The sequence below is a fragment of the Arthrobacter sp. zg-Y40 genome (genome assembly GCF_020731535.1).
Lineage (GTDB): Bacteria > Actinomycetota > Actinomycetes > Actinomycetales > Micrococcaceae > Arthrobacter_B.
The window spans coordinates 90,522-116,706 of sequence record NZ_JAJFZS010000015.1; the positions used below are offsets into that span (position 1 = coordinate 90,522).

26 protein-coding genes are annotated in these 26,185 nt (G+C 67.2%); 4 read left to right on the forward strand and 22 right to left on the reverse strand.

All coding sequences use genetic code 11. The features are described 5' to 3' along the window. Positions 1-9: 9 nt before the first annotated feature. A complete protein-coding gene (nusA, locus tag LJ754_RS15715) occupies positions 10-981 on the reverse strand; it encodes a transcription termination factor NusA (RefSeq protein ID WP_227913981.1) in 972 nt (323 codons plus the stop codon). Further along, entirely contained in the window at positions 982-1,608 is a 627-nt protein-coding gene (rimP, locus tag LJ754_RS15720) for a ribosome maturation factor RimP (RefSeq protein WP_227927296.1), read from the reverse strand. 105 nt (positions 1,609-1,713) lie between these two features. Between rimP and LJ754_RS15725 the strand changes: the two genes are divergently transcribed. Further along, the gene (locus LJ754_RS15725; protein ID WP_227927297.1) at positions 1,714-2,871 is read left to right on the forward strand and encodes a DUF4439 domain-containing protein; all 1,158 of its coding nucleotides are present in this window, start codon (positions 1,714-1,716) and stop codon (positions 2,869-2,871) included. 33 nt (positions 2,872-2,904) lie between these two features. Continuing rightward, positions 2,905-3,894, forward strand: coding sequence for an aminoglycoside phosphotransferase family protein (locus LJ754_RS15730; RefSeq protein WP_227927298.1), 990 nt, complete (start codon positions 2,905-2,907; stop codon positions 3,892-3,894). 7 nt (positions 3,895-3,901) lie between these two features. Here LJ754_RS15730 and LJ754_RS15735 read toward each other — a convergent pair whose 3' ends face one another. The 20 genes from LJ754_RS15735 to LJ754_RS15830 form a co-directional block, all read right to left on the reverse strand. Beyond that, positions 3,902-4,699: a sulfite exporter TauE/SafE family protein gene (locus LJ754_RS15735; protein WP_227927299.1), complete on the reverse strand. Its 798-nt coding sequence runs from the start codon at positions 4,697-4,699 to the stop codon at positions 3,902-3,904. 5 nt (positions 4,700-4,704) lie between these two features. Beyond that, positions 4,705-6,504, reverse strand: a complete 1,800-nt coding sequence (locus LJ754_RS15740; protein ID WP_227927300.1) for a proline--tRNA ligase — start codon at positions 6,502-6,504, stop codon at positions 4,705-4,707. A gap of 170 nt (positions 6,505-6,674) precedes the next feature. Further along, positions 6,675-7,406 (reverse strand): hypothetical protein, encoded by a 732-nt coding sequence (locus tag LJ754_RS15745; protein ID WP_227913975.1) that lies wholly within the window; start codon positions 7,404-7,406, stop codon positions 6,675-6,677. Positions 7,407-7,555: 149 nt separating this feature from the next. Then, on the reverse strand, positions 7,556-8,377 hold the full coding sequence (locus tag LJ754_RS15750) for a hypothetical protein (RefSeq protein ID WP_227927301.1): 822 nt from the start codon (positions 8,375-8,377) through the stop codon (positions 7,556-7,558). Between the two features lie 99 nt (positions 8,378-8,476). After that, positions 8,477-9,367 (reverse strand): GNAT family N-acetyltransferase, encoded by an 891-nt coding sequence (locus LJ754_RS15755; protein ID WP_331460679.1) that lies wholly within the window; start codon positions 9,365-9,367, stop codon positions 8,477-8,479. Beyond that, the gene (gene ispG / locus LJ754_RS15760; protein ID WP_227914062.1) at positions 9,342-10,508 is read right to left on the reverse strand and encodes a flavodoxin-dependent (E)-4-hydroxy-3-methylbut-2-enyl-diphosphate synthase; all 1,167 of its coding nucleotides are present in this window, start codon (positions 10,506-10,508) and stop codon (positions 9,342-9,344) included. The genes LJ754_RS15755 and ispG overlap by 26 nt, the downstream gene beginning before the upstream one ends. Before the next feature lie 139 nt (positions 10,509-10,647). Then, positions 10,648-10,938 carry a YciI family protein gene (locus tag LJ754_RS15765; protein ID WP_227927302.1) on the reverse strand — a complete coding sequence of 97 codons (291 nt, stop codon included), beginning with the start codon at positions 10,936-10,938 and terminating at the stop codon, positions 10,648-10,650. Between the two features lie 51 nt (positions 10,939-10,989). After that, the gene (locus tag LJ754_RS15770; RefSeq protein WP_227913972.1) at positions 10,990-11,340 is read right to left on the reverse strand and encodes a hypothetical protein; all 351 of its coding nucleotides are present in this window, start codon (positions 11,338-11,340) and stop codon (positions 10,990-10,992) included. A 13-nt stretch (positions 11,341-11,353) separates the two neighbouring features. Then, positions 11,354-12,010 carry a MarR family transcriptional regulator gene (locus LJ754_RS15775; protein ID WP_227927303.1) on the reverse strand — a complete coding sequence of 219 codons (657 nt, stop codon included), beginning with the start codon at positions 12,008-12,010 and terminating at the stop codon, positions 11,354-11,356. Positions 12,011-12,433: 423 nt separating this feature from the next. Continuing rightward, entirely contained in the window at positions 12,434-13,777 is a 1,344-nt protein-coding gene (locus LJ754_RS15780) for a M50 family metallopeptidase (RefSeq protein WP_227927304.1), read from the reverse strand. Positions 13,778-13,808: 31 nt separating this feature from the next. Then, positions 13,809-15,035: a 1-deoxy-D-xylulose-5-phosphate reductoisomerase gene (dxr, locus tag LJ754_RS15785; RefSeq protein WP_227927364.1), complete on the reverse strand. Its 1,227-nt coding sequence runs from the start codon at positions 15,033-15,035 to the stop codon at positions 13,809-13,811. A gap of 37 nt (positions 15,036-15,072) precedes the next feature. After that, positions 15,073-15,750: an NAD(P)-binding oxidoreductase gene (locus tag LJ754_RS15790; RefSeq protein ID WP_227927305.1), complete on the reverse strand. Its 678-nt coding sequence runs from the start codon at positions 15,748-15,750 to the stop codon at positions 15,073-15,075. Between the two features lie 49 nt (positions 15,751-15,799). Continuing rightward, positions 15,800-17,047: an MFS transporter gene (locus tag LJ754_RS15795; RefSeq protein ID WP_227927306.1), complete on the reverse strand. Its 1,248-nt coding sequence runs from the start codon at positions 17,045-17,047 to the stop codon at positions 15,800-15,802. Between the two features lie 32 nt (positions 17,048-17,079). Then, a complete protein-coding gene (locus LJ754_RS15800; protein WP_227927307.1) occupies positions 17,080-17,892 on the reverse strand; it encodes an HpcH/HpaI aldolase/citrate lyase family protein in 813 nt (270 codons plus the stop codon). A 44-nt stretch (positions 17,893-17,936) separates the two neighbouring features. Continuing rightward, a complete protein-coding gene (locus LJ754_RS15805) occupies positions 17,937-18,443 on the reverse strand; it encodes a MaoC family dehydratase (protein WP_227927365.1) in 507 nt (168 codons plus the stop codon). A 31-nt stretch (positions 18,444-18,474) separates the two neighbouring features. Then, positions 18,475-19,116 (reverse strand): CoA transferase subunit B, encoded by a 642-nt coding sequence (locus LJ754_RS15810; RefSeq protein WP_227927308.1) that lies wholly within the window; start codon positions 19,114-19,116, stop codon positions 18,475-18,477. A 1-nt stretch (position 19,117) separates the two neighbouring features. Continuing rightward, on the reverse strand, positions 19,118-19,909 hold the full coding sequence (locus LJ754_RS15815) for a CoA transferase subunit A (protein WP_227927309.1): 792 nt from the start codon (positions 19,907-19,909) through the stop codon (positions 19,118-19,120). 43 nt (positions 19,910-19,952) lie between these two features. After that, the gene (locus LJ754_RS15820; RefSeq protein ID WP_227927310.1) at positions 19,953-21,116 is read right to left on the reverse strand and encodes an acyl-CoA dehydrogenase family protein; all 1,164 of its coding nucleotides are present in this window, start codon (positions 21,114-21,116) and stop codon (positions 19,953-19,955) included. Further along, positions 21,103-23,262, reverse strand: a complete 2,160-nt coding sequence (locus tag LJ754_RS15825; RefSeq protein ID WP_227927311.1) for an ATP-binding protein — start codon at positions 23,260-23,262, stop codon at positions 21,103-21,105. Before LJ754_RS15825 ends, LJ754_RS15820 begins: the two co-directional genes overlap by 14 nt. Positions 23,263-23,268: 6 nt before the next feature. Then, positions 23,269-24,873, reverse strand: coding sequence for a carboxyl transferase domain-containing protein (locus LJ754_RS15830; RefSeq protein ID WP_227927312.1), 1,605 nt, complete (start codon positions 24,871-24,873; stop codon positions 23,269-23,271). Positions 24,874-25,006: 133 nt separating this feature from the next. Here LJ754_RS15830 and LJ754_RS15835 point away from each other — a divergent pair, with 133 nt between their 5' ends. After that, on the forward strand, positions 25,007-25,636 hold the full coding sequence (locus LJ754_RS15835; RefSeq protein ID WP_227913961.1) for a TetR/AcrR family transcriptional regulator: 630 nt from the start codon (positions 25,007-25,009) through the stop codon (positions 25,634-25,636). A 60-nt stretch (positions 25,637-25,696) separates the two neighbouring features. Continuing rightward, positions 25,697-26,164, forward strand: a complete 468-nt coding sequence (locus LJ754_RS15840; protein WP_227913960.1) for a GNAT family N-acetyltransferase — start codon at positions 25,697-25,699, stop codon at positions 26,162-26,164. The last annotated feature ends 21 nt before the right edge of the window (positions 26,165-26,185 follow it).

Here is a 26,185-nt window from a genome sequence, read left to right on the forward strand (position 1 = left end):
ACGGACGGCCTAGGAGGCCTTCGCGTCGGAAACGATGTCGATCCGCCAGCCTGTCAGCTTGGCTGCAAGGCGGGCGTTCTGCCCTTCCTTGCCGATGGCCAGCGATAGCTGGTAGTCGGGTACGACCACACGTGCCGAGCGCATGTCTTCGTCCGTGATGGTCACGGAGTTGACGCGCGACGGCGACAGTGAGTTGGCGATGAACGTTGCCGGGTCCTCGCTGAAGTCGACAATGTCGATCTTCTCGTCGTGCAGCTCGTTCATGACCGCACGCACGCGCGAACCCATTTCACCGATGCAGGCACCCTTGGCGTTGATGCCCGGGACGTTGGCCTTGACCGCGATCTTGGTGCGGTGCCCGGCTTCGCGTGCCAGTGCCACGATTTCCACGCTGCCGTCCGCGATTTCCGGAACTTCCAGTTCGAAGAGCTTCCGGACCAGGCCCGGGTGCGAACGCGAGAGGGTGATGGACGGGCCCTTGAAGCCGCGGCGCACATCAACCACGAAGGCGCGCAGGCGTGAACCGTGCAGGTACTTCTCGCCGGGGACCTGCTCGGGCGGCGGCAGCAGTGCCTCCACCGATCCGAGGTTCACCTGGATCATGTGCGGGTTGTTGCCCTGCTGGATCTGGCCGGAGACCAGTTCACCTTCGCGGCCTTTGAATTCGCCGAGGATGTTGTCATCCTCGACGTCGCGCAGCCGCTGCAGGATGATCTGCCGGGCGGTGCTGGCGGCAATGCGGCCGAAGCCTGCAGGCGTGTCGTCGAACTCCCCCACCTCGGCGCCGTCGTCGTCCAGTTCCTTGGCCCAGATGGTGACGTGGCCGGTTTTCCGGTCCAGTTCCGCCCGGGCCGAATCCTGTGCACCGTTGGTCTTGTGGTAGGCAACCAGCAGAGCCTGCTCGATGGTCGGAACAAGCAGATCCAGGGGGATCTCCCGTTCGCGTTCCAGCAGCCTCAGCGCACTCATATCAATATCCATCTAGGCCTCCTCAGCTGTGGTTTCATCATCCGGGGCGTCCTCGCCGGCCGGGTCGTCTTCAAGGTGGGCGAATTCAACTTCAACGCGGCCCTTGCGGATGTTGGCGAAAGGCAGATGGAGCGGGTCCCCCTGCTTGGCTTTCATCCCTTTCTTGACCGGGAGTTCCGGTATCAACGTAATGCCGTCATCATCGACGGAAACAACGCGGCCCATGACATCGTCGCCGTTCATTACGGAAACCGACACCATCCGGGTCACGTTGCGGCGCCAGTGGCGCGGTTCAGTCAGGGGACGGGAGACACCCGGGGAGGAAACCTCCAGGTTGTAAGGCCTGCCGTCGTCGTGGGGATCATTGTCCATGGCCTCGGATATTGCCTGTGCGGCAGCCGAGATCCGGTCCAGGCTGACTCCGCCGACCTGGGTCTCGGGAAGGTCCACGACCACGTGGACCGTGCGGTGGGCGCCGGCCATTTTGATCTCGATGTCTTCGAGGAAGAGGTCCTGCATCTCTACCGTGGGGGCCAGGTATTGCTTGAGCCGCTGCGTCTCCGCGGCTACTTCTGCACGCATCGCGTTCTTGCGGTAATCCGATGACGTGTCTTTTTTGGGGTTGGGCCGAACCGCCATAGCTGCCTCCCACTAGATGTTGTTGTAGTACCTAGACTACCGACTTTCCGCGGGCCTTGAGGCATCGATGCAGATGGGAGCGCCTTCGTGACATGATCGACTGTTGTGGATACCCCTTTGCAGAAGGCCGGAACCGAGCTCCCGCGCGCCCGCACCCGCGGCCGCCGGAGGGCCGCAGCGCGGCGGGTTGTGTTGTTCCTCGCACTGGGTTCGGTGGTGCTCAGCTTCGGCCTGATAGCCGGAAAAGGCGACGCCGCCGATCACACCCGGTCCTTCTCGCAGATTGCCTCCGCCCAGGCCCGCAGCGAAGCACGCGCCCTCGCGGCCGAGGCACAGGCCCTGGCCGGCGGGGCGCCGGACGGTACCGCCGCCGAATTCCAGCTCCACGCCGAGGGACTGCGCACGCAGGCCGCATTGCTGGCGGGCACGGGACGGGAACCGGCAGCGGCGCCCACGCGGCACAGTTACGTGGAAACCCTCGCCACGTCCCGGCCGGAAGCCGGGCCGGGCGGGAAACCCGGGCCGGACGCCGAACGGCAGCAGCGGAACACTGAACGCTATCTAGAGGCGCTGTGGGAGTCAGCCGAGGCGAACCTGCATGCGGCTTGGCGGGCCGATGCAGGCACTGCCCGCCTCCTGGCCGCCACCGGCAGCGCGCAGCAGATCTGGGCCCTGCGGCTCGCTGACCTGTCCGGCGTCGAACTGCCCGCCGGGCCCGATGCAGCAGGCACGGACGCCGCCGGCACCGGCGGCTCCGCCAACTGCCCCGGCGGCAAGACCGGGGACCGCCCCGAAACGGCAGCGGCGACAGCCGCGCCCGGGGACCGCCCCGATGCGGCCGCTGCCCTCAAGACGGTCATTGATGCCGAACTGGGCACCGCCTATGCCTATGAGGTGGCCCTGGCCCAAGCCGAGCCGTCGCCGGAGGTGGCCGGGGCGTGGCGCAAGCAGGTGACCGACCACAAGGCAACCGGCACGGACGCGGTGGCGCATCTGTCCAACCTCTGCCTCCCGGCCGTGGCACCGGTGGCGGCATACCGGCTGGATCCGGATTTCCTCCGGGACCCCGCGGCGTCGCTGCCCGCTATGGAAGAGCAGTTCCCCGCCGTCTACGCTGACCTGGTGGCGCTGTCCGACGGCAACCTGCGGGGCTGGGCCATCGATCGCCTGACCGCCGTCTCCACGGAGCGCTACCGCACGGCGGACACTGTCCCGGCGGCTCCGGGGCTGGACGCCGTTCCGGACGACCTCCCGTGGAACTGAGTCCCCCTGTCCCCCACTGCATCGGAGGTCCCCATGGCACCCGCCGTCGTTGTTCCTGACGGGCTGCGCCGCCGCTACCTCGGCAGCCGGGACGGGCGCAGCTGGCTGGAAGGCCTGCCGGCCCTGGCAGAGCGCAGCATGGCCGGTTTCGGCGCAACAGCGGATTTAAGCGCCGCGGGCCAGCCGTGGCACGGCCACGGCGCCATGGTCCTCCCCGTACGCCTGGCGGACGGGACGCCGGCCGTGCTGAAGTTCCCTTTTCCGCATCCGGAAGCCGCCGCTGAGGCCGCTGCCCTGGAACTGTGGGACGGGCAGGGTGCGGTACGCCTGCTAAACCGTGACGCTGCCGGAACATGCCTGGTCCTTGAACGCCTGGATCCGGACAATTCCCTGCTGGACGTGCAGATGGCCGACGCCGTGCGGATCTGGGGCTCGCTGGTCCGCCGGCTGTCCCGGCCCGCGTCTGATGCTCCTCAGTGGGCGGCTGTCCCGGCCCTGGCCGAGCATGCCGAACAGCTGTCCGATGAGCTCCCCGCGGAGTGGGAGGCGCTGGGCCGGCCGTTTGAACGCTGGCTGCTTGAGGCGGCCCTGCAGGTATGCCAGACCCGTGGCGCAGTGGGCAGGCGTTCCTCCCGCGACGTTCTGGTGCACGGGGACCTGCACTACGCCAACGTGCTGGCCCGCCCGGGAAAGCCGGGCGAATACGCCGCCATTGATCCGCAGGCTGTTTTCGGCGAGCCGGAGTATGCCGTGGCGCCCATGCTGTGGAACAGGCTGCAGGACCTGGACGCGCAGGCGCCAGAAACGGCGCTGCTGGCCCGTCTGGACGCGCTCTGCAGTGCCGCCGGGCTGGACCGCAGTGCCGCCCTGGACTGGAGTGTCCTGCGCGAGGTCGCCAATGCCGTGGACTATGTGCGGCTGGGCCGGCACGGGGATGCACAGCGTTCCATGTGGGTGGCCTCCGCCCTGACCGGCCGGCGCCATCCGGGGGTCCCGCCCGTGAGCGAGCTGCCGGCAGCCTAGGCCGCCCCTAGCCGCGGATGTTCTCCACCCAGACGTCGTGGCCGAGTTTGACGATCAGTGCAGCCACCACCACCAGGAACACGATCCGGATGAACTTGCTGCCCTGCTTTACCGCCATGCGCGCGCCCAGGTATCCGCCCACCATGTTGGCGAAACCGAGCACCAGGCCCAGCCCCCAGAGCAGGGACCCGTGCGGCAGGAAGAAGGCCAGGGCGCCGAGGTTGGTGGCCATGTTCACGATCTTGGCCTTGGCGCTGGCGGCGAGGAAGTTGTAGCCGAGCATGGTCACCATGGCGATGATCAGGAACGAGCCGGTACCCGGACCGATCAGTCCGTCATAGAAGCCAATGACCAGGCCAATGCCTACGGCGGTGCCGTAATGCCGGCGTCCGGTGTGGCGGAGTTTCGTCAGCTCCCCCACCGTTGGCTTCGTCGCCGTGAAGACGGCTACGGCGACCAGCGCCGCCACAATCACGGGTTTGAAGACCGAGGACGGGAGGGACGCCGCCAGCACGGCCCCGCCGAAACTTCCGGCCAGCGCCACGCCGGCCATGGGCAGGGCTGTCCGCAGGTCCGGATGGGCCCGCCGGTAATACGTGACGGCACTGGTGGTGGTGCCGAAGATCGACCCCAACTTGTTGGTTGCCAGGGCCTGGACCGGTGAAATACCGGGCACGAGGAGCATCGCAGGAAGCTGGATCAGTCCACCGCCGCCCACAACGGCATCAACCCAGCCGGCGGCCAGGCCTGCCACCACCACTAGGGCGATGGTGGCAAACGTGACCTCCTCGAGACCGGAGACCACGCCGGCTAGAGGGCGGCTGCGCGGCGCACGTACTCCACCGCTTCGGCTACCGGAACGTTTTCTGCCGTACCGGTGGCGCGGTCCTTGATTTCCACTACGCCGTCGGCCAGGCCGCGGCCTACCACCAGGATGGTGGGGACACCGATCAGTTCGGCGTCACCGAACTTCACGCCCGGGGACACCTTGGGCCGGTCGTCGTAGATGACTTCCAGGCCGGCTGCTTCGAGTTCTTCGGAGAGCTTCGCAGCGGCGTCGAAGATTTCCTCGCCGCGGCCGGTGGCCACCACATGCACGTCGGCCGGGGCCACGGCCCGGGGCCAGATGATTCCCTTGTCGTCGTGGTGGGATTCAGCGAGGGCGGCGACCGCGCGGGTCACGCCTACTCCGTAGGAGCCCATGGTCACGGTGGCCAGCTTGCCGTTGCGGTCCAGGACCTTCAGGCCCAGGGCATCGGCGTATTTGCGGCCGAGCTGGAAGATGTGGCCCATTTCGATGCCGCGTGCGGCCTCCAGGGGGCCGGAACCGTCCGGCGCTTCGTCACCTTCGCGGACCTCGACGGCTTCGATGGTGCCGTCCCAGGTGAAGTCACGGCCGGCGATGAGGCCGAGGACGTGTTTGCCGGGCTCGTTGGCTCCGGTGATCCAGCTGGTGCCGGTGACCACGCGGGGATCCACGAGGTAGAGCAGGCCGGTGGCGGATTCCTCACCCAGCACGGGTTCTTCCACGGACAGTCCCGGGCCGATGTAGCCCTTGACCAGGCCGGGGTGCTTCTTGAGGTCCTCGTCCGTAGCGGCGTCGACGGCAAGTTCGCCGCCCATTCCCACGTGGGAGCTGATGTTGGCTTCGATGCGCTTGAGGTCGACGGCGCGGTCTCCCGGCACGCCGACGACGACGATGCGGCGTTCGCCGGTGGGCAGGGTGACGGCCAGGACCACGTTCTTCAGGGTGTCCGCAGCAGTCCATTCGCCCGTTTCACGCGGGAAGCGGGCGTTGACGTCAGCCACCAGGGTGTCGATGGTGGGCGTGTCAGGGGTGTCCACCACGCGGGCTGCGGGAGCTCCGGTGTAGTCGATCTCTGCCGGGACAACGGTGGTGACGGCTTCGACGTTGGCCGCGTAGCCGCCGGCGGAACGCACGTAGGTGTCTTCACCGACCGCCATCGGGTGCAGGAATTCTTCGCTCTTGGACCCACCCATGGCGCCGGATACTGCCGAAACGACGACGATTTCCAGGCCCAGGCGCTCGAAGATGCGCAGGTACGCGTCACGGTGCGCCTGGTAGCTGGCGTCCAGTCCTTCGTCGTCCATGTCGAAGGAGTAGGAGTCCTTCATGATGAATTCGCGGCCGCGGAGCAGGCCGGCGCGCGGCCGTGCCTCGTCGCGGTACTTGGTCTGGATCTGGAACAGGGACACGGGGAGGTCCTTGTAGGAGTTGTACAGATCCTTGACCAGGAGGGTGAACATTTCCTCGTGGGTGGGGGCCAGCAGGTAATCCGCCCCCTTGCGGTCCTGCAGCCGGAACAGGTTCTCGCCGTATTCGGTCCAGCGGTTGGAGGTCTCGTACGGCTCACGCGGCAGCAGCGCCGGGAAGTGGACTTCCTGGGCGCCGATGGCAGCCATTTCCTCGCGGATGATGGTCTCGACCTTGCCCAGCACCCGCAGTCCAAGCGGCAGCCAGGAGTAGATGCCCGGAGCGGCGCGGCGGATGTAGCCCGCGCGGACCAGGAGCCGGTGGCTGGCGACGTCGGCGTCGGCCGGGTCTTCGCGCAGGGTGCGCAGGAAAAGGGTGGAGAGTCGAAGGACCACGCTGGGAATCCGTTTCTGCAGCCGCAGGGCTGCATTCAAGCTGGGACAAAGGGAGTAATGCTCCCCTCTAATCTAGCGCGTACCGCCGGTTCGGCCCGACAAGCGCTGCGACGACGGCGGGGCCGGCCCTGACCTGCAGGACCGGCCCCGCCGGGGCGTACAGCTGGGGCTTACTGCTTTTCCAGCTCGGCGAGTACCGCGTTGATGAGTTCCTCGGCCTCGGCCACGGCTGCCTCGGGATCTTCCGGAGCCTGCACGCTCATGTTGACGCGGGTGGTTCCGGAGATGCCGGATACCTGAAGGGTGGTATCCATGGTGCCGGTGCTGGTCACCGTGGTGACGAAGGCCTGTGTTACGTCGGCATCCGTAGACGCGTCAAGACCCACATTGGTGGCCGTAGCCACGGCGCCAGCTGCGTCCATCTGGAACGTTGCGCACTCGTCCAGCAGTTTGCTGTCATTCTCCACCTGGGTTTCCAGCACCGCCGCATCGGGGTGGCTGACCACGGTGAGGGCCGACGTGGGGGAAAGCATCATCATGGCAATTTTTGCGTTGTCCAGCAGCTCGCCGATATCGGTCGAGGCGAAGGCGGCGCACTGCTCGGGGGTGATAACCACGCCCGCCAGCGCATCGCCGGCTCCGGTCATCTCCGGACGCAGCTGCTCGTCATTGATGACCTTGGCGCCGAGTGCCTGGTCCGAGTTCACGGCGAGCAGCGCGTCTTCGAGCTGATCCTCCATGTACTGCTCCTCGCCCACCGGACGGGTGGTGGGGGTGGCCGATTCCGACGGCGACGAGGAAGCCGACGGGGCGGAGTCCTTGCCTTCGGCGGAGCTTCCGCAGCCGGTCAGGGCTAGGACACCGGCTACTAGCAGCGCACCGGCGGTTGTGGTCTTCTTCATGGTTCCCCCAATTTTGTCCCGCTTGCGGATTGCGCAGCGGCAGTGTGATGGTTGCAGCTTTCCGTAAATGGAAAGTTCACTGAGCATCCTAACCGCGTGATCCACCTCACCCAAAAATCCCCGATTATGGCCGGTGCCGCGCTCCGGGCCTAGCCTTCCAACCGGTTCAGCACTTCCTCGAGGACCGGAGCTGTGTAGCGGATGGCTTCCCGCGGATCGCCTGCTTCATTGAGGGTGATCTGGACCGAGTTGGTACCGGACCAGGCGGTCAGGATCAGCGTGGTTTCCGTGACTCCGTTGGCCGTGGACCGGGTCTGGTAAGCCTGCGATGCCTCCCCAACCGGTGGCATGTCAGCCTCTTCGGTAACCGAGGAAATGGTCTGGCCGTTAACCGTCAGCGTGAACTGCGGGCAGGCAGAGAGCTGGCGTTTGCTGGTTTCGATTTCTGCGTCCACCGGTTCTTCCCCGGGCCAACTGATGACCGAGATGGAGTCGGGTTTCCCCGGGGCATTTCCGTCAATGGCCAGGGCCGCCATGCTGGCTTCCTCGCTGGCCTTTGCCAGGTCCGTATCCTCGGTCGGGTTGCAGGGGGAATACTCGGCGCCGCGCATGGCTTCGACGGCCTGCATATTGGCCCGCTTGAGATCGGATTCCTCCACCACGGTGCCGCCAATGTCCAGGTCCGTGTTCATCTCATCCAGAAGTGCGGCCAGGTTCGCCCCGCTGATACTGCCGCCGGTGCCGGGCCCTGCAGCGGATCGCGAAGGCTGGGCGGACTTGGCGGGCTTGGCGGACTTCTGCGACGCGGATGCTGCAGGCTTGGACCGTTCTTCCACGTCGTCCCCGCCGCCGCATCCGGTCAGCGCGAAGGCAAGCGTTAGCCCCAGTCCTGCGGCGGCGGCGCGGAAAGCTCCGGCACGGAAAGCTCCGGCACGCGTGAAACCGGCATAACGGGTCGTTGTCTTATCCATCTGGTTCCCCCATTTGTCGTAGGTGACGGGCGGCCAGGGCAGCCCGTGCGTGTGCCAGAGCCTACGGCATAGCCGGAATCAGGCCGTGAAAACGGGGGGCTAAAACAGGATGGTGGCGAAGGTGCCCACCTGCTCAAAGCCGACGGCCTCGTAGGTGGCGCGGGCGGGCGCGTTGTAGGAGTTCACGTACAGGCTGGTGATGGGGGCAATGTCCAGCGCGGCGGCGACGACGGCGGACATGTAGGAGCGGCTCAGTCCCCGTCCGCGGTACGCCGGGTTCATCCAGACGCCCTGGACCTGCACGGCCTGGCTGGACACTGTGCCCAGTTCAGCTTTGAAGACCACTTGCCCGGCGGCGTCGAGATCCATCAGGGAATGCCTGCGGTCAATGAGGTTCTTCACCCGCTGCCGGTAATGCCGGTCTCCGTTGGAGACGGGCGAATACCCCACCTCTTCCTCGAACATGGCCGTACACGCCGGCAGCAGCACATCCAGGTCACCGGGACGTGCGGCGCGCAGCCCGGGTGCCGGGGCGACGCCGCTTTCCGCCGTCATCTGCAGCAGCGGCTGGTCGGGGCGGACGTCAAAAGGTTCCGGGGAGGACTGCCGCAGCTGGGACCAGATGGAGAGCACGGCCTCCGACGGGCCGAAGACGGAGGAGAAGCGGTTCCGGGACCGGGCGAGGTAGCTGCCAACCTCCGGCCCGGTATCGGCGTCCAGGCCCACGGGGACCACGTTGACGCCCGCCCAGCAGGCACCGATGAGGGTGCCGCCGTCGAACACCCCCACAATGCGGCCACCTGCCGAGGTGGGCGCGGCGGTACGGGTGGTCTCCAAGTGCGAGAGCATAAAAATATTGGCCACCGGATCGGCGGCGGCCAAGTCCCACAGCGCTACGGTGTCTTCGTCGCGCAGGATCCGCAGCGCCGCACTCGTGGCGGCGCTGCGGACCGTGTTCGCCGGCTTAGCTGACGGTAACCATGGGGCCACCCGTCCCAGCATCCTCACCCTCGGGTTCCCCCATCTCTTCCGCGATCCTCATCGCTTCTTCGATAAGGGTTTCCACAATCTGGTCCTCGGGGACGGTCTTGATGACTTCGCCCTTGACAAAAATCTGTCCCTTGCCGTTACCGGAGGCTACACCCAGATCAGCCTCGCGTGCTTCACCGGGACCGTTTACTACGCAGCCCATTACGGCTACGCGCAGCGGAATGGTCATGCCTTCCAGTCCGGCGGTGACCTGCTCGGCCAGGGTGTAGACATCCACCTGGGCGCGGCCGCAGGACGGGCAGGACACGATTTCGAGCTTGCGCGGGCGCAGGTTCAGCGACTGCAGGATCTGGTTGCCCACCTTGACTTCCTCCACCGGCGGAGCGGAGAGGGAGACGCGGATGGTGTCACCGATGCCCTTGGACAGCAGCGCACCGAACGCGGTGGCGGACTTGATGGTGCCCTGGAACGCGGGACCGGCTTCGGTCACGCCCAGGTGCAGGGGCCAGTCGCCGCGTTCGGCCAGCAGTTCGTAGGCCCGCACCATGACCACAGGGTCATTGTGCTTCACGGAGATCTTGAAGTCGTGGAAGTCGTGTTCCTCGAACAGGGACGCTTCCCACACGGCGGATTCCACCAGGGCCTCCGGCGTGGCCTTGCCGTACTTGGCCAGCAGCCGGGGATCCAGCGAACCGGCGTTGACACCGATGCGGATGGAGACGCCGGCGTCCTTGGCGGCATTGGCGATCTGCTTGACCTGGTCGTCAAACTTGCGGATGTTGCCGGGGTTCACGCGAACCGCTGCACAGCCGGCGTCGATGGCCGCAAAGACGTACTTCGGCTGGAAGTGGATGTCCGCGATCACGGGGATCTGCGACTTCTTCGCGATGATCGGCAGGGCGGCTGCGTCGTCGGCGCTGGGGCAGGCGACGCGGACAATGTCGCAGCCCGACGCCGTCAGCTCGGCGATCTGCTGCAGGGTGCCGTTGATGTCCGTGGTGGGGGTGGTGGTCATGGACTGGACGCTGATGGGCGAGTCCGAGCCGACTCCGACGGAGCCCACTTTGATCTGACGGGTTTTGCGTCGCGGCGCAAGCGTGGGCGGCGGTGCAGCTGGCATTCCAAGGTTGACCGAGGTCAAAACGTCCTCCATGTGCCGAAACGGCAGGTATTAGGCTGTGAAACGCGCGTATGACAACGCGCCCTTCCTATTATCACCCCGGCCCGGACCTGTTCGGTGGCACCGGGGCGGATATCACTCAGGGCTTAGAGCGCCCGGATCAGGAAAGGTTCGTGAAAGCGCCGATGGCGGGCTTCCACGCGGTGGTCTTCATCCCCGAGATGGCGCCCGCAACGGCGAACGGATCCTGTTTCAGGAGGTTGAGCAGATCACTTTCCTCTTCGGCCACCATCAGCAGCAGGGCTCCGGCGCCGTCGGCAAACGCTCCGGCGGACAGTACCCTGCCCTCGTCCGCCAGCTGCTGCAGCCACCCGCGGTGCGCGGGGCGGTGCTCGTTGCGGAGTTCATCCGAACCGGCTTCGTAGACATACTCAACTGCAAAAATACTCATGGGCTCAAGCCTACGGGATGCCCCGATACCGAACCGCAGGAGTGACGCAGGCTACAGCAGGAACAACCGGATCGGCATGGCCACGGCTGCGGCCCAGAGCATGGAAGTCAGCGTCCCGATGATGAAGCGTTCGGCGGCTGCCGGGGTTTCCTTAAGTTCGGCGTAGCGGCCCAGGCCCTTGACCGCCACCACATAGGCAATCGCCACGGGTTCGTCCGCGAGGACGGCGGCGGCCACGGCCAGGCGTTCCAGCATCCCGATGGCCAGTCCGCCGCGAAGGACCGCAGGCGGCGGGGGCGGCGGGTTGCCGACGTCACGGGCAAGCCGGAGCACGCCGGCGGTCACCGGCCAGCCGAGCAGTGCTGCAGCCAGCAGTCCAAGCGCAACCCACAGGACAGCCACTACCGGTCCCCCTTCATATCTGTTCCATCCCTGCCGGATCTGTTCCGTCCCTGCCGGCCCCGCCCGCACCCGGAGGTACGGCGAGGTCATCCGCGCGCCGCAGCAGCACGGCGGCCGCCGGCCGGGCAGCCCATTCCTCCTGCCACCCCGCCCTCGCTACGGCCTTACTCACTGCCTGGGAGCTGATGCCGAGCATACGGGCGGCACCTGTCTGGGCTCCCCATTTGCCGGGTTCGACGTGTTGCAGGATCCGCCATTCGGCGTCGCTGCGCTCGGCAACCAGCCGCCCGAGGAGCACCAGCACCGCTTCCGCCTCGGGTGCACCCGGTGAGCCTTCAACGGCGACCGGCGGCCGGTCGCCCGTTTTCTTGGCCCGGTCGACGGCGCGCCGGGCGGCGACGAACGCCGGTCCGCCGGCTTCCCGTGGGCTGCGCGGCAGGGGTTCATGGACCGGTCCGACGCCGATTCCCACGTACCAGTTCCCGTTCCGCAGGACCTGGAGAGCGGCGTCGACGGCGGTCTCGGCACTTGCGCAGACCCCTTGGATTTCGTCTCCTACGGAGCGTTCGAAGGGCAGCACCATGGGCAGCTCTGCGAGGGCAGCCAGAAGTCCGGGAACACGGTCTCCGCTCCCCTGGCTGTTCCTTTGGTCAATGGTCAGGACGAACATTCTGCAACCGTAAACGTATGCAAATCAAATTGCAACCAATAAAGGGTTCAACCTAGTTTCCAACCTAGACGCGGTGGCCGGGTACGGGCCGCAAGACTCACAGCTCCAGCTCCACTCGCCGGGATTCCTGCAGATCACCGCACGCGATGTCCGTTTGCTGACGGTTTGGGTTTCTGCTGCCACTTCCAGTTTCTGCTGCCGGTCGAAACCGGTCGATTTCACACAAACTGGCAGCAGATTCCTCACCCAGCATTTTCCGAACTGCAAGCAAACAGCAGGGACAGCAGGATAAGGCGGCCCAGCGGACGGCAACGCGCGCAGGCGCCCGGATAAGGCGGCTTTAATATCCCGGCGAGCTCTGCGAGCAAGGGATTTCGTTGCCGCCGTTCCGGGCACCGGAGCGCCACGCACCCGAACGCACCGCTAGTTGAACAGGCTGACCGGCTTCACAATGTCGGCGTAGATCAGCAGCGCGCCCATACCCATCAGCAGCACCGCCACCGCATACGTCACGGGCAGCATCTTGGCCATGTCGAAGGGCCCCGGATCCGGCCGGCGGAACAGCTTGGCCACACGGCGGCGCAGCCCCTCCCACAGGGCGCCGGCCACGTGCCCGCCGTCCAGCGGCAGCAGCGGAATCAGGTTGAACACAAACAGGGCCAGGTTGACGCTGGCGACCAGCCCGATGAGCGTGGCTACCCGGCTTTGGAGCGGGATGGCGTCCTGGGAAGAAATTTCCCCGGCGATCCTGCCTACGCCCACCACGCTCATGGGTCCGTTCGGGTCACGCGGCTCGGAGGAGAAGGCGGCCTGCGCCACGTCCACTACGCGCTGGGGCAGGTTCACCACCACGCCGGCAATGTTGGCCAGGTTCTCCCCCACTGTGGGCAGCACCGCCCCGGCAGACTGCCGGACGAGGGCCTGCTCGGCACCGACGCCGATGAAGCCCACTTCCTGTGTGACGTAGTTGCCCTGGTCATCGGTCTCTGCGGCGCCGTCGTCGCCCACCACCGGACGTTCGGTGAGCAGCGGGGTGATGGTGGTCTGCTGCTCGACGCCGTCGCGCTCGTAGGTCAGCGGAACACTGCGGCCCGCGGTCTCGCGGATCCAGCCGGAGAGCTCCTCCCAGGAGGACACCTGCTTGCCGTCAAAGACCGTGATGGTGTCCCCCGGAAGCAGTCCGGCCTCATACGCCGGCGCCGCGGGGTCCTCGGCGGTGCAGTCGGTCTGGCCGGTGGCCGCCTGCTGCTCGGCGCTGATAACGCACTTGTTGACCTCCGCCAGCGTGGTGGTGGTCTGCGCGGTGCCGAAGCCCATCAGCAGTACGGCGAAGAGCACCACCCCGATCAGCAGGTTCATCAACGGCCCGCCGAGCATAATGATGATCCGCTTGTAGATGGGCAGCTTGTAGAAGACCCGGTTTTCGTCGCCCTCCACCAGGCGGTCGGTCTCGGCCTGCCGTGCTTCGGTAGCCAGCTGCTGGAACATTCCGGTGCTGGAGCGGCGGACCTCGCCGTCGTGCTCCTTGTTGGGCGGGAACATGCCCACCATGGACACGTAGCCGCCCAGGGGCAGCGCCTTGAACCCGTACTCCGTTTCACCCTTGGTGCGGGAGAAAACCGTGGGCCCGAACCCGATCATGTACTGGGTCACCCGGACCTTGAAAGCCTTGGCGGGCAGCAAGTGCCCCACCTCGTGCAGCGCAATGGACGCCGCGATGCCCAGCGCCACAAAAAGCACGCCCAGGATGAAAAGCAGAATGGTCAACGGGCTTCCTTCATTTCAACGTCACAACTGATCATCTTCCACAACGCTTCCGCGCCGCTTCGCGTGCCCACCGCTCCGCTGCAAGCAGTGAGTCCAGGGTGAGCGGGCCGTCGTCGGGAGCTTCCCCAAGTACGGCGGCGATCGTATCAACGATGTCTGTGAAACCAATCAACCCGTCATGGAAGGCATCTACGGCTTCCTCGTTGGCGGCGTTGTAGACGGCCATTTTCGTGCCGCCGGCGGCTGCGGCGCGCTTGGCCAGGGCGACGGCGGGGAACGCTTCCTCATCCAGCGGTTCGAAGGTCCACTCGGTGGCCCGGGTCCAGTCGCACGGCCTGGCGGCACCGGGTACGCGGTGCGGCCAGCCCATCCCCAGGGCAATGGGCAGGCGCATGTCCGGCGGGGAGGCCTGGGCAATGGTGGACCCGTCCACAAATTGCACCATGGAATGCACCACCGACTGCGGGTGGACCACTACGTCGATCCGTTCCAGCGGGATGTCGAAGAGCAGGTGCGCCTCGATGACTTCCAGGGCCTTGTTCACCATGGTGGCGGAATTGGTGGTGACCATGCGGCCCATTTTCCAGGTGGGGTGCGCCAACGCCTGTTCGGGAGTCACATCGGCCAGATCTGCCCGCTTGAGCCCGCGGAACGGCCCGCCCGACGCCGTGACCACCAGACGGTCCACTTCCTCGTGGGTGCCTGAACGGAGGGCCTGGGCCAGGGCGGAGTGCTCGGAGTCCACGGGAACGAGCTGTCCCGGTGCGGCGGCCCGCTTGACCAGCTCGCCGCCCACAATCAGGGACTCCTTGTTGGCCAGCGCCAGCATGTGTCCGGCCGCCAGCGCAGCCAGCGTGGGTTCCAGGCCAATGGACCCGGTGATGCCGTTCAGCACGACGTCGGCTTCCGGCCAGGCGGCGACGGCGGTGGCCGCGGAGGCGCCTGCAAACAGTTCCGGATCGTAGCCGGTGACGCCGGCGGAGGCTGCGGCCGCATCGATATGCCGGCGCAGCGTTGCCACGTCCACGGCAGCACATCCCACTGCTTCGGCCCGGGTGTGCACGGCCTGCTGCGCGAGCAGGTCCAGGTTCGAGCCGCCGGCCGCCAGCGCCACAATGCGGAACCGCTCCGGGGCACCGTCGGCCACGTCGATGGCCTGCGTACCGATGGATCCCGTGGATCCCAGCAGGACCACGCGGCGGGGCAAGTGGTTCGAACCGGGCCGGCGGGAACGGACGTAGTCGTGGTCGGAGGACATCGATTCGGAAGGCTGCATGCCTCCAGTATCCCGCACCCTACCGTCCGGGCTGCAGTGCCTGCACAGCATCGGCGATGGGCGTGGTGCCGGTGATCAGCCCCAGCGCCTGGTGGACGCCGTCGCCGGTCTTCAGCAATTCGGCCAGGACGGCGGCGACGTCGGAGCGCGGGATGGTGTCCCGGGGTACGTCCGGGGCCAGCTCCACGACTCCCAGAGGTGCGTCGTTGGTGAGGATGCCCGGGCGCAGGATGGTCCAGTCCAGCTGGCTGCGCGCCATGAGGTCCTCTTCGGCGGCGAGCTTGGCCACGAGGTAGGCGTACATCACCTCATCCAGGCCCTGCGGGCGGTTACCATCCCGGACTGCGTCCAGCCCGCCGGAGGAGACCTGGAGGAAACGCCCGGCCCCGGCCTGCTCGGCGGCTTCGGCCAGCAGCACCGCGGCGGCGCGGTCCACCGTGTCCTTGCGGGCGGTTCCGCTTCCCGGCCCGGCACCGGCGGCGAACACCGCGGCGTCGGCGCCGGTGAGCACCTGCACCACGTCTTCGAGGGTGCTGTTCTCCAGGTCCAGGACCACCGGAGCCACGCCGTCGCTCTCCAGGTCCGCTGCCTGCTCCGGGTTGCGGATCAACCCGGCGACGTCGTGGCCGTCCGCGGCCAGCAGGCGTCCGAGTTCGCGGGCAATTCTTCCGTGGGCTCCAGCTATCACTATGCGCATGACAGCTAAACGGCTCCCGTCCGCGGATGATTCCCGCCCGGCAACAGCTTTACGTCCGCTTCAGTGCCGGAGGCGTGCCCGCCCTGCCGGTCCCAGCTCCGGCATTGCGGAGCAGATAAACCGCTGCCGCGGCACAGATGAGGAAAACCATCCCGCCCGCGGCTACCGGACGGGCAACGTTTACCACGGCGAGGGCCCCGCCGGCTGCGGAGCCCAGGGCCAGGCCCAGCAGCCCCAGCACGCGGGATGCGGCATTGACACGCCCGCGGAGTTCGTCCGGAACCAGGCGCTGCCTCAGCGATGTTGCGCAGATCCCCCACACAACAGCGTGGAAGATGTAGGCCGCCAGAAGCAGTGCCGCCGCTGAGGCGTTGTGTGTGACGGCGAGGACGAGGAGGGAGCCGGCGCCGATGGCGAGGGCGGCGGCAATGGTCCAGCGGTAGCCGAACCGTGCACGCATACGGGGCGTTGCATACGAGGCGATCAGGCCGCCGGCGGCTGACACGGCAAGGATGATGCCGTACCCGGCGCCGTCGACGCCAAGTTGCTGCTGTGCGAACAGCACCAGAATCGAGAAGGCCAGCATGTAGCCGGTGCTGGCGAGGGCGCCAATAAGCGCAAGCCCGCCGACCAGCCGGTGCCGCACCAGCCAGTGCGCACCGGCCATGGCATCCCGCCATACCGTGCTGCCGGGTACGGCGATACGGTCCGGGGCGGCAGTGCGGTCCGGGGCGGCGCGCGGCGGCAAGGCCAAGGCCAGCACCCCTGCCACGGCCCACAACCCGCCCATCGCAAAGAGGGGTGCCGATGCAGCCAGGGCGAAGAGAAGCCCGCCCAACGGCGGCCCTGCGAATTCATCCGCGACAAGCTGCGACGCCGAGATCCGGCTGTTCGCCCGGTCCAGGTCCCCAGGGCCTACGAGGCCCGGGACGAGGGAAACCGCGGCATTGTCGGCAGCGCTTTCAAGCGTTCCGACGACCGCGAACGCGGCATACACCAGAAGCAGTCCACCGATTCCGAAGTGGACACACAGCGCTAGGGTGGCCACCGCTGTGCCCCGCAGCAGATTAGCTGACACGAGCACGAGCCGGCGGTCGGCCCGATCCACCCACACCCCAACGGGCAGGGCTGCGAGCAGGCGTACAAGTGCATAAACCGTAGCGAGCCCGGCAACCCACCGCGGGTCGTCCGTCAGGGATGCGGCCAGCAGCGGCATCGACACGAAAGCCAGCCCGTCCGCGAGGTTCGACGCGGCATTCGCACCCCACAGGGCATTGAACGCACGGCCAAGGGACATGGCGATGAGCCTACCCTCCGGCCCCTGCGGGGCTACGCTCCGGCGCGGCGCAGGGTCTGCTCGGCCTGCAGCAGCAGCGGCCCGTCAATCATCTGGCCGCGGAAGCTGAACACTCCCCCGTGGTTCTTAGCCTCGGCGAGGACCTGCTCGGCGTAGGTGACATCCGCGGGGTCCGGTGCGTAGGCTGCGCGCACTGCCGCGACCTGGTCGGGATGGATGCAGGCCTTGGCAGCAAAACCGGAGGCAACTGCATCGCGGGCTTCCTGCTCCAGCCCGGCGATGTCCGGGATGTTGCCGTAAATGGAGTCAATGGCGCCCTTGCCAAACGCTCCGGCAGCCAGCAGCACCGTGGACCGGGCCTGGACGGCCACGCTGCGGTAGGAACCGTCGTCGCGGCGGCTGGACTCCCCGCCGAGGGAGGCGAGCAGGTCCTCGGCACCCCACATGAGGGCTGCCACGGTGGGCACCGCGGCAATCTCGGCGGCACGCACCACGCCCAGAGCGGTTTCCAGCAGGGCAACGACCGTGAAGCCTGCGAGCGCCTGCCCGATGGCGGCCGGGTCTTCGGCCTTGGCCAGCATCACCGTGCGGTAAGGGGTGTCCCGCAGGGCGGCAAGGTCACGCTCAAACTCGTCGCTGCCCAGCGGATTGACCCGCACAATGGAGGACGCCGGATCCAGTTCCGCGGACCGGAGGTTCTTCCGGGCAGCGTCCTTGTCCCTGGGTGCCACGGCATCTTCCAGGTCCAGGATGACGGCGTCCGCCCGTTCGGCTGCCTTGCCGAAACGGTCGGGCCGGTCTCCCGGGCAGAAAAGCAGGGCGGGTCCCATGGGGAAGGTGGTCATGCGCTGGACTCCTCGGAATTTACGGTGATGCTTATCGCTCCAACCTATCGCGTGGCAGCAGCCTGTTCCTGCGCTGCGTATCCGTCCGCCGTCCACATCAGGGCCGTCCGGGTACACCGGCCGACGACGTCGCCGTTCTGGTTCCGGCCGGTGTGGGCCAGCGTGACAATCCCCTGGCCCGGCCGGGAGGAGGACAGCCGCATATCCAGCACTTCGGTTTCGGTATAGAGGGTGTCGCCGTGGAACAGCGGGTGCGGGAAGCTGATCTCCCCCAGCCCCAGCTGCGCCACCAGGGTGCCCTGCGTCAGCTGCGCGACCGACTGTCCCACCATCGTGGCCAGGGTGAACATGGAGTTCACCAGCCGCTGCCCGAACGGCTGCCCCTGGCTGTAGGCGGCGTCCAGGTGCAGGCCCTGGGTGTTCATGGTCAGGGTGGTGAACAGGACATTGTCCGCTTCGGTGACCGTGCGGCCGGGCCGGTGCCGGTACACCGTTCCCGGCTCGAATTCCCCGTACCAGAGGCCGCGCTGCTCAACCACCCGGGGCGCCATGGCCGTCTTCTCGGTGCCGGCGTCCGGCTCCTCATACGTCAAGGGACACCTCCAGCGGAGCACCTGTTCCGGCCAGGACCTCGTCCACGGTGACACCGGGCGCCGTTTCGCGCAGCACCAGCCCCTCCGGTCCCACCTCGATGACGGCCAGGTCCGTGACGATCAGGTCCACGCATCCCTTTCCGGTCAGCGGCAGGGAGCACTCGGCCACGATCTTGGGCCGGCCGGCCCGGTCCAGGTGCTCCATCATCACAATGACGCGTTTCGCGCCGAAGACCAGGTCCATGGCCCCGCCCATGCCCTTGACCATCTTTCCCGGCACCATCCAGTTGGCCAGGTCGCCGTTGGCCGCCACTTCCATGGCGCCCAGCACGGCCACGTCCACGTGCCCGCCGCGCACCATGCCGAAGGACGCCCCGGAATCGAAGAAGGAGGCCCCGCTGTTCACGGTGACCGTTTCCTTCCCGGCGTTGATCAGGTCCGGGTCCAGCCGGTCCTCGGCGGGATAGGGTCCGACGCCGAGGATTCCGTTCTCGGAGTGCAGCACCACTTCCACGCCCTCCGGGATGTAGTTCGGGATCAGGGTGGGCATACCGATGCCCAGGTTCACGTATTCGCCGTCGTGCAGCTCCCGGGCCACCCGGGCGGCCAGCTCATGCCGGGTCAGTGCCATCTCAGGCCTCCTTCATTTCGGCAGCGGCTTCGGCAGCCGACGGCGCGGCGCTGACGGTGCGTTTTTCAATCCGTTTTTCCACGTCCGGTGCCAGCACCACCCGCTGCACGAAGATACCGGGCACGTGCACCTGGCCCGGATCCAGCTCACCCGGTTCCACCAGTTCCTCCACCTCGGCAATGGTGATCCGGCCGGCGGCGGCGCAAAGCGGGTTGAAGTTCATGGCTGTGGCGTGGAAGACCAGGTTGCCGTGCCGGTCTCCCTTGGCGGCATGGACCAGGGCGAAGTCCGGGGTCAGGGACTCCTCCAGCACATAGTCAGCGCCGTTGAAGCTGCGGACTTCCTTGGGCTCGGAGGCTACGGCCACCAACCCCTCGGCGTCGTACTTCTGCGGCAGCCCGCCCTCGGAGACCTGCGTTCCCACCCCTGCCGGAGTGTAGAAGGCCGGGATGCCGGCGCCGCCGGCACGCAGCTTCTCCGCAAGGGTGCCCTGCGGGGTCAGGACCACTTCCAGTTCCCCGGAAAGGAACTGGCGGGCAAATTCCTTGTTCTCGCCCACATAGGAGCTGACGGTGCGGCGGATCCGGTGGTCGGCCAGCAGCCGGCCCAGCCCCCAGTCATCCACGCCGCAGTTGTTGCTCACCGTCTCCAGGTCCGTGGTGCCCTGGGCATGCAGGGCATCGATCAAGGCCACAGGGATGCCGCAGAGGCCGAAGCCGCCCACAGCCAGGGAAGCCCCGTCCGGGATGTCGGCGACGGCTTCCGCCGCGCCGGGATACACCTTGTTGATCATCGCTTAATCCGTTTCTGCTCGGTTCGCACGCCGCCGGTTCCGGTTACAGGCCCATACTGCGGGCAATAAGCATCAACTGCACCTCAGTAGTCCCCTCGCCGATTTCCAGGATCTTGGAATCCCGGTAGTGCCGGGCCACGGGGAATTCGTTGATGAAGCCGTAGCCGCCGAAGATTTGCGTGGCGTCCCGGGCATTGTCCATGGCCGCTTCCCCGGCAATCATCTTCGCCATTGCGGCCTGGGTCTTGAACGGACGTCCGGCGAGCATCCGGGCCGCCGCGTCGTAATAGGCCAGCCGGGCGGTGTGGGCGCGGGCCTGCATGCGGGCGATTTTGAAGGAAATGGACTGGTAGGTGCCGATGGCTGCTCCGAACGCGGAGCGTTCCTTGGCGTACTTCAGGGATTCATCCACGCAGCCCTGGGCCGCGCCGGTGGCCAGCGCGGCAATGGCAATGCGGCCCTCGTCCAGGATCTGCAGGAAGTTCGCGAAACCGCGGCCGCGGGTGCCCAGCAGGTTCGCTTCGGGCACCCGCACGTCGGTGAGGGTCAGCGGGTGGGTGTCGGAGGCGTTCCAGCCCACCTTGTTGTAGGGCTTTTCCGCCGTGAAGCCGGGGGTGCCGGTGGGCACGAGGATGGTGGAGATTTTCTTCCGGAAGGTGCCGTCCGGCTCGGTGACCGTGTCCGTGACGGCGGTGACCGTGACCAGGCGGGTGATGTCGGTGCCGGAGTTGGTGATGAATTCCTTGCTGCCGTTGATCACCCACTGCCCGTCCTCGAGCACCGCGGTGGTCTTGGTTCCCCCGGCGTCGGAACCGGCCTCGCGTTCGGTGAGCCCGAAGCCGGCGAGCGCTTCACCGCTGGCCAGCAGGGGCAGCCACTGCTGCTTCTGTTCCTCGTTGCCGAACCGGTAAATGGGCATGGCGCCGAGGGAGACGCCCGCTTCCAGGGTGATGGCCACGGACTGGTCCACCCGGGCAATCTGTTCCAGGGCCAGCGCCAGGGCAAAGTAGTCCCCGCCCATGCCGCCGTACTCCTCGGGGAAGGGCAGCCCGAACAGGCCCATCTCCCCCATCTGCGCCACTACCTTGTACGGGAAGCTGTGCTCGGCGTCGTGCTGGGCGGAGACCGGGGCAATGACCTCGTCGGCGAAGTCGCGCACCGTGTCGGAGAGGTCCTGGTATTCCTCGCTGAGTTCAAAGTCGGGCATGGTCTGCTCCTTCAGTGGAATCGGGTTCGGTGCTTTCGGGTACTGCGGGATCAGGGCTTGCAGGGGCGGGGCCGGCAAGGTCTGGGGTCACGGTGGCCAGGACCTGGTCGGCCTTGACGAGGTCCCCGGGATGGAGGCTGAGGCTGACCCTTCCCGCCACCGGCGCGCGCAGCTGGTGCTCCATCTTCATGGCTTCCACGCTCAGGAGCGGATCTCCGGCAGCCACCCGGGCGCCGTCGGGCACGGCCACGGCCACCACGGTGCCGGGCATCGGCGAGCGCACCACGGGGTCGGCGTCGCCCGCTTCCCGTCCTGCAGCCGCCAGCTGCCGCTCCAGCTGTTCGGTGCGGCTCCGGATGCGCAGGCGTGCGGTGAACGGGCCGTCGGCACTGTTGCCGGCCAGCCACAGGGCCCCGGTGCCCGGCTCGACTGCCGTGGTGAACGTGTGCAGGATTCCGTCCATGCTCAGCCGGACGGGACGGCCGGCCGCGTCCGGGCCCTCGGTCACCAGGGCCGCGGCGTACTCCGGACCGTCCTCGCCGATCCGCACCGTGGCCTTCTGCGCGCTGCCGGCGACGGTGACGTTAGTGTCGGCTCCTCCCGGTGCCGGGGCGGCGAAGACCAGGTGCAGCGGCGCAGCGGCCCCGGTGTTCCCGGTCCCCACTCGCCAGCCGTCCGCCCGCCGCCAGGGCGAGCCCGACGCCGGTCCGGCCAGCCCCTGCAGATACAGCAGGGCCGCGGCGGCCAGTTCGGGATCCCCCGGGGTGCGGAACCGCATCCCCGGCAGCCGCCGCTCAATCAGGGTGGTGTCCAGCCGGCCGGCCCGCACATCGGGGTCGGCCAGAAGCAGCCGCAGGTACTCCACGTTGGTGCCGATGCCCAGCACTGTGGTTCCGGCAAGCGCGCGGTCCAGCCGGGCCAGCGCCGTGCCCCGGTCCGGGCCCCAGGCGATGACCTTGGCCAGCATGGGGTCATAGCTGGAGGACACTGCGAGTCCCGGGAGCAGGGAGGAGTCGATCCGGATACCTTCTCCGGCCGGTTCCTGCAGCCACTGCACCGAGCCCGAGGTGGGCAGGAAATCCCGTTCCGGGTCCTCCGCGTAGATCCGGGCTTCCACGGCATGTCCGGTGAGCACCACATCCTCCTGCTTGAAGGACAGCGGGTGCCCGGCGGCGATCCGGACCTGCTCCGCCACCAGGTCCACTCCGGTGACCATTTCGGTGACCGGGTGCTCCACCTGCAGGCGGGTGTTCATTTCCATGAAGAAGAACTCATCCGGCGCGGCGTCGGAGACCAGGAACTCCACGGTGCCGGCCCCCGTGTAGTCCACGGACCGCGCCGCATTGCAGGCTGCTTCGCCGATCCGTTCCCGGGTGGCCGGATCCAGCAGCACCGAGGGGGCTTCTTCGATGACTTTCTGGTGCCGGCGCTGCAGGGAGCATTCCCGCTCCCCCAGGTGGACCACGTTCCCGTGCGTGTCCGCGAGGACCTGCACCTCGATGTGCCGGGGTGAGGACACCAGGCGCTCAAGGAACAGGGTGTCGTCTCCGAACGCCGAGGCGGCCACGCGCCGGGCGGTCTGCAGTGCCGCAGCGAGGTCTTCTGGCCGTTCGACGGCGTGCATGCCCTTTCCGCCGCCGCCGGCGGAAGGCTTGATCAGGATGGGATAACCGATCCCCTCCGCGGCTGCCTGCAGCCGGGCATCGTCCAGGCCCGGTTCGGCAATGCCCGGCACCACGGGCACCCCGTGGGCCTGGACGTGGTTCTTGGCCCGGATCTTGTCCCCCATCAGTTCCAGGGAGGTTACCCCCGGGCCAATGAAGGTGATGCCGGCGTTGGCCAGAGCACGGGCGAAAGCGGCGTTCTCGCTGAGGAAACCGTACCCGGGGTGCACTGCCTGCGCGCCGGCGCTGCGGCACGCGGCCAGGACGGCGTCCACGGACAGGTAGCTCTGCCTCGCCGGTGCCGGGCCCAGCCGGACGGCGGTGTCGGCTTCGCGCACGTGCCGCGCCCCGGCGTCGTCGTCGCTGTAGACCGCCACCGAGCGGATCCCCATCTCGCGGAGGGTGCGGATGACCCGGCAGGCGATTTCACCGCGGTTGGCCACCAGCACGGTGTGGAACAGCGGAGCGTCAAAGGGTGTCATGGGGGCTCACATCCGGAACAGGCCGAAGGAGGTCTCCGGCAGGGGTGCGTTGGCGCAGACGTCCAGGGCCAGGCCCAGGACGGTGCGGGTGTCGAGGGGGTCGATGATGCCGTCATCCCACAGCCGGGCGGTGGAATAGTAGGGGCTGCCCTGGGCTTCGTAGGTCTCGCGGATGGGCGCCTTGAAGGCTTCTTCCGCCTCCGCCGGCCACTGCTCGCCGCGGGCCTCCAACTGGTCGCGTTTGACGGTGGCCAGCACCGAGGACGCCTGCGCGCCGCCCATCACGGAGATCCGGGCCGCCGGCCACATCCACAGGAAGCGCGGTGAATAGGCCCGGCCGCACATGGAATAGTTGCCGGCCCCGAAGGAGCCGCCCACCACCACGGTCAGTTTGGGTACCCGGGCGGTGGCGACGGCGGTGACCATCTTCGCGCCGTTCTTGGCGATTCCGCCGGCCTCGTAGTCCCGGCCGACCATAAAGCCGGAGATGTTCTGCAGGAAGACCAGGGGGATGCCTCGCTGGTCGCACAGTTCAATGAAGTGCGCACCCTTGAGCGCCGATTCGCTGAAGAGCACCCCGTTGTTGGCCACAATGCCGATCCGGTGGCCGTGCAGCCGGGCGAACCCGGTGACCAGGGTGGTGCCGTAGTCCTTTTTGAATTCGTGGAATTCGCTGGCATCGACCAGGCGGGCAATGAGTTCGCGGACGTCGTAGGGGGTCTGCAGGTCCGTCGGCACCACGCCGTAGATTTCCGCCGGATCTTCGGCGGGCGGGCGGGTTTCCACCAGGTCAGCCGCGGGCTGCTGCTGCGGAAAGGTCTCCACGATGCTGCGCACTATTTCCAGCGCATGCGCATCATTCTCGGCGAGGTGGTCCGTCACGCCGCTGGTGCGCGAGTGCACTTCGCCGCCACCCAGCTCCTCGGCGGTCACAATTTCGCCGATGGCAGCTTTGACCAGCGGCGGTCCGCCCAGGAAGATCGTGCCCTGGTTGCGGACAATCACGGTCTCGTCGCTCATGGCCGGCACATAGGCGCCGCCGGCGGTGCAGGAGCCCAGGACCGCGGCGACCTGCGGAATTTTGCGGGCGGACATCTGCGCCTGGTTGAAGAAGATCCGGCCAAAGTGCTCACGGTCCGGGAACACTTCGTCCTGGCGCGGCAGGAACGCGCCGCCGGAGTCCACCAGATAAATGCACGGCAACCGGTTCTCGAGCGCGATTTCCTGGGCGCGCAGGTGCTTCTTGACGGTCATCGGATAGTAGGTCCCGCCCTTGACCGTCGCATCGTTGGACAGGACCATCACCTGCCGGCCCTGAACCAGGCCGATGCCGGCGATCAGGCCGGCGCCGGGGCACTCGCCGTCGTACATGTCCTCGGCAGCCAGCGGAGCGATCTCCAGGAAGGGACTGCCAACATCGAGCAGGCGGCTCACCCGGTCCCGGGGCAGCAGCTTGCCCCGCGCGGTGTGCCGCTCGCGGGAGCGCTGCGGCCCGCCCTCGGCGGCTGCAGCCAGCCGGTTGCGCAGTTCATCGGCCAGGGCCTGCTGGGCTGCAGTATTGAGCGCAAACGCGTCCGCCGCGGTGTCGAGCCCGGATTTCAGTGTCTCCATGACGTCCTCCTGCCGAGGGGCTAACCGGCCCAAACCCGAGTTAATGACCCCTAACCCAAGTCAGGTTATTGGTTATTAACTGACCTGTCCACCACAATGGGAGAAATGCTCTGTCCGATCAGAAGGGGTGGGTATGGACGCAGCTAAAGACGATGCAACCAACGAGAAGGTCCGGATGACGGGGCGCAGCCTCGCCAAAGCGTCGCGCCGGGCCGCGATGCTCGACGCCGCCGCGGCCCTGTTTGCCGAGCGCGGCTACAACGGGGTCTCCATTGAAGAACTCGGTGCGGCCGCCGGCGTCAGCGGCCCCGCGGTATACCGGCACTTCAGCGGCAAACCGGCCGTGCTCTCCGCCCTGCTGGTGGGAGTCAGCCAGGACCTGCTGGAGGGCGGCAAAGCAGTGGTGGCCGAATCAGCCACGCCCGAAATTGCCCTGCGCGGCCTGGTGGAATTCCAGGTGGACTTCGCCCTGCGGCAGGCAGACGTGATCCGGGTCCAGGACCGGGATCTGGGCAGCCTTCCCGAAGACGACGAACGCCGGGTCCGGTCCCTGCAGCGCCAGTACGTGGGGGTATGGGTGGACGCACTGTCCGCCCTGCATCCCGGCTCCGACCTGCCGCTGCTGCGGCACCGGGCGCAGGGCGTTTTCGGCCTGATCAACTCAACGTCGCACTCGATGCACGGGCGCACCAGCGCCCGGGAGACCGCACGGCTGCGCTCCCTGCTCGATAGAATGGCGTGGGCGGCCCTGAACGCCGAGTAGCTGCCGGACTTTTTTCCTTCCCTCCGAACACTCCCCAAACCCCGAGCAGAAAGACCTGCTGTGATTGAGCTTCGTGCCGTAGTTCCCGCCGATCTGGAGGAATTCTTCTCCCATCAGCTGGATCCCAGCGCCAACCATATGGCGGCCTTCACCGCCAAGAACCCGTCGGACCGCGGCGTCTTTGACCATCACTGGCAGAGCATCCTCAACGATGAATCCATTACGGTGCGCACCATCGTGTCCGACGGCGAGGTAGTCGGCAGCATCCTGGCCTACCGCGACGGCGACGTCCCCGAAATCAGCTACTGGATCGACAAGGCACGCTGGGGCCGCGGCATCACCACCGCCGCCGTCGGCCTGTTCCTGGAAGAGTTCAGCGACCGTCCCGTCCGCGCCCGGGCGGTTGCGGACAATGTGAGTTCCATCCGCATCCTGGAGAAGTACGGCTTCAAGGTAATCGGTGAAACCCAGGGCTTCGCCAACGCGCGCGGCGCCGTGGTCAAGGAACTCGAGCTCGAACTGAACTAGGCAATAGTTACAGGCAGCGAA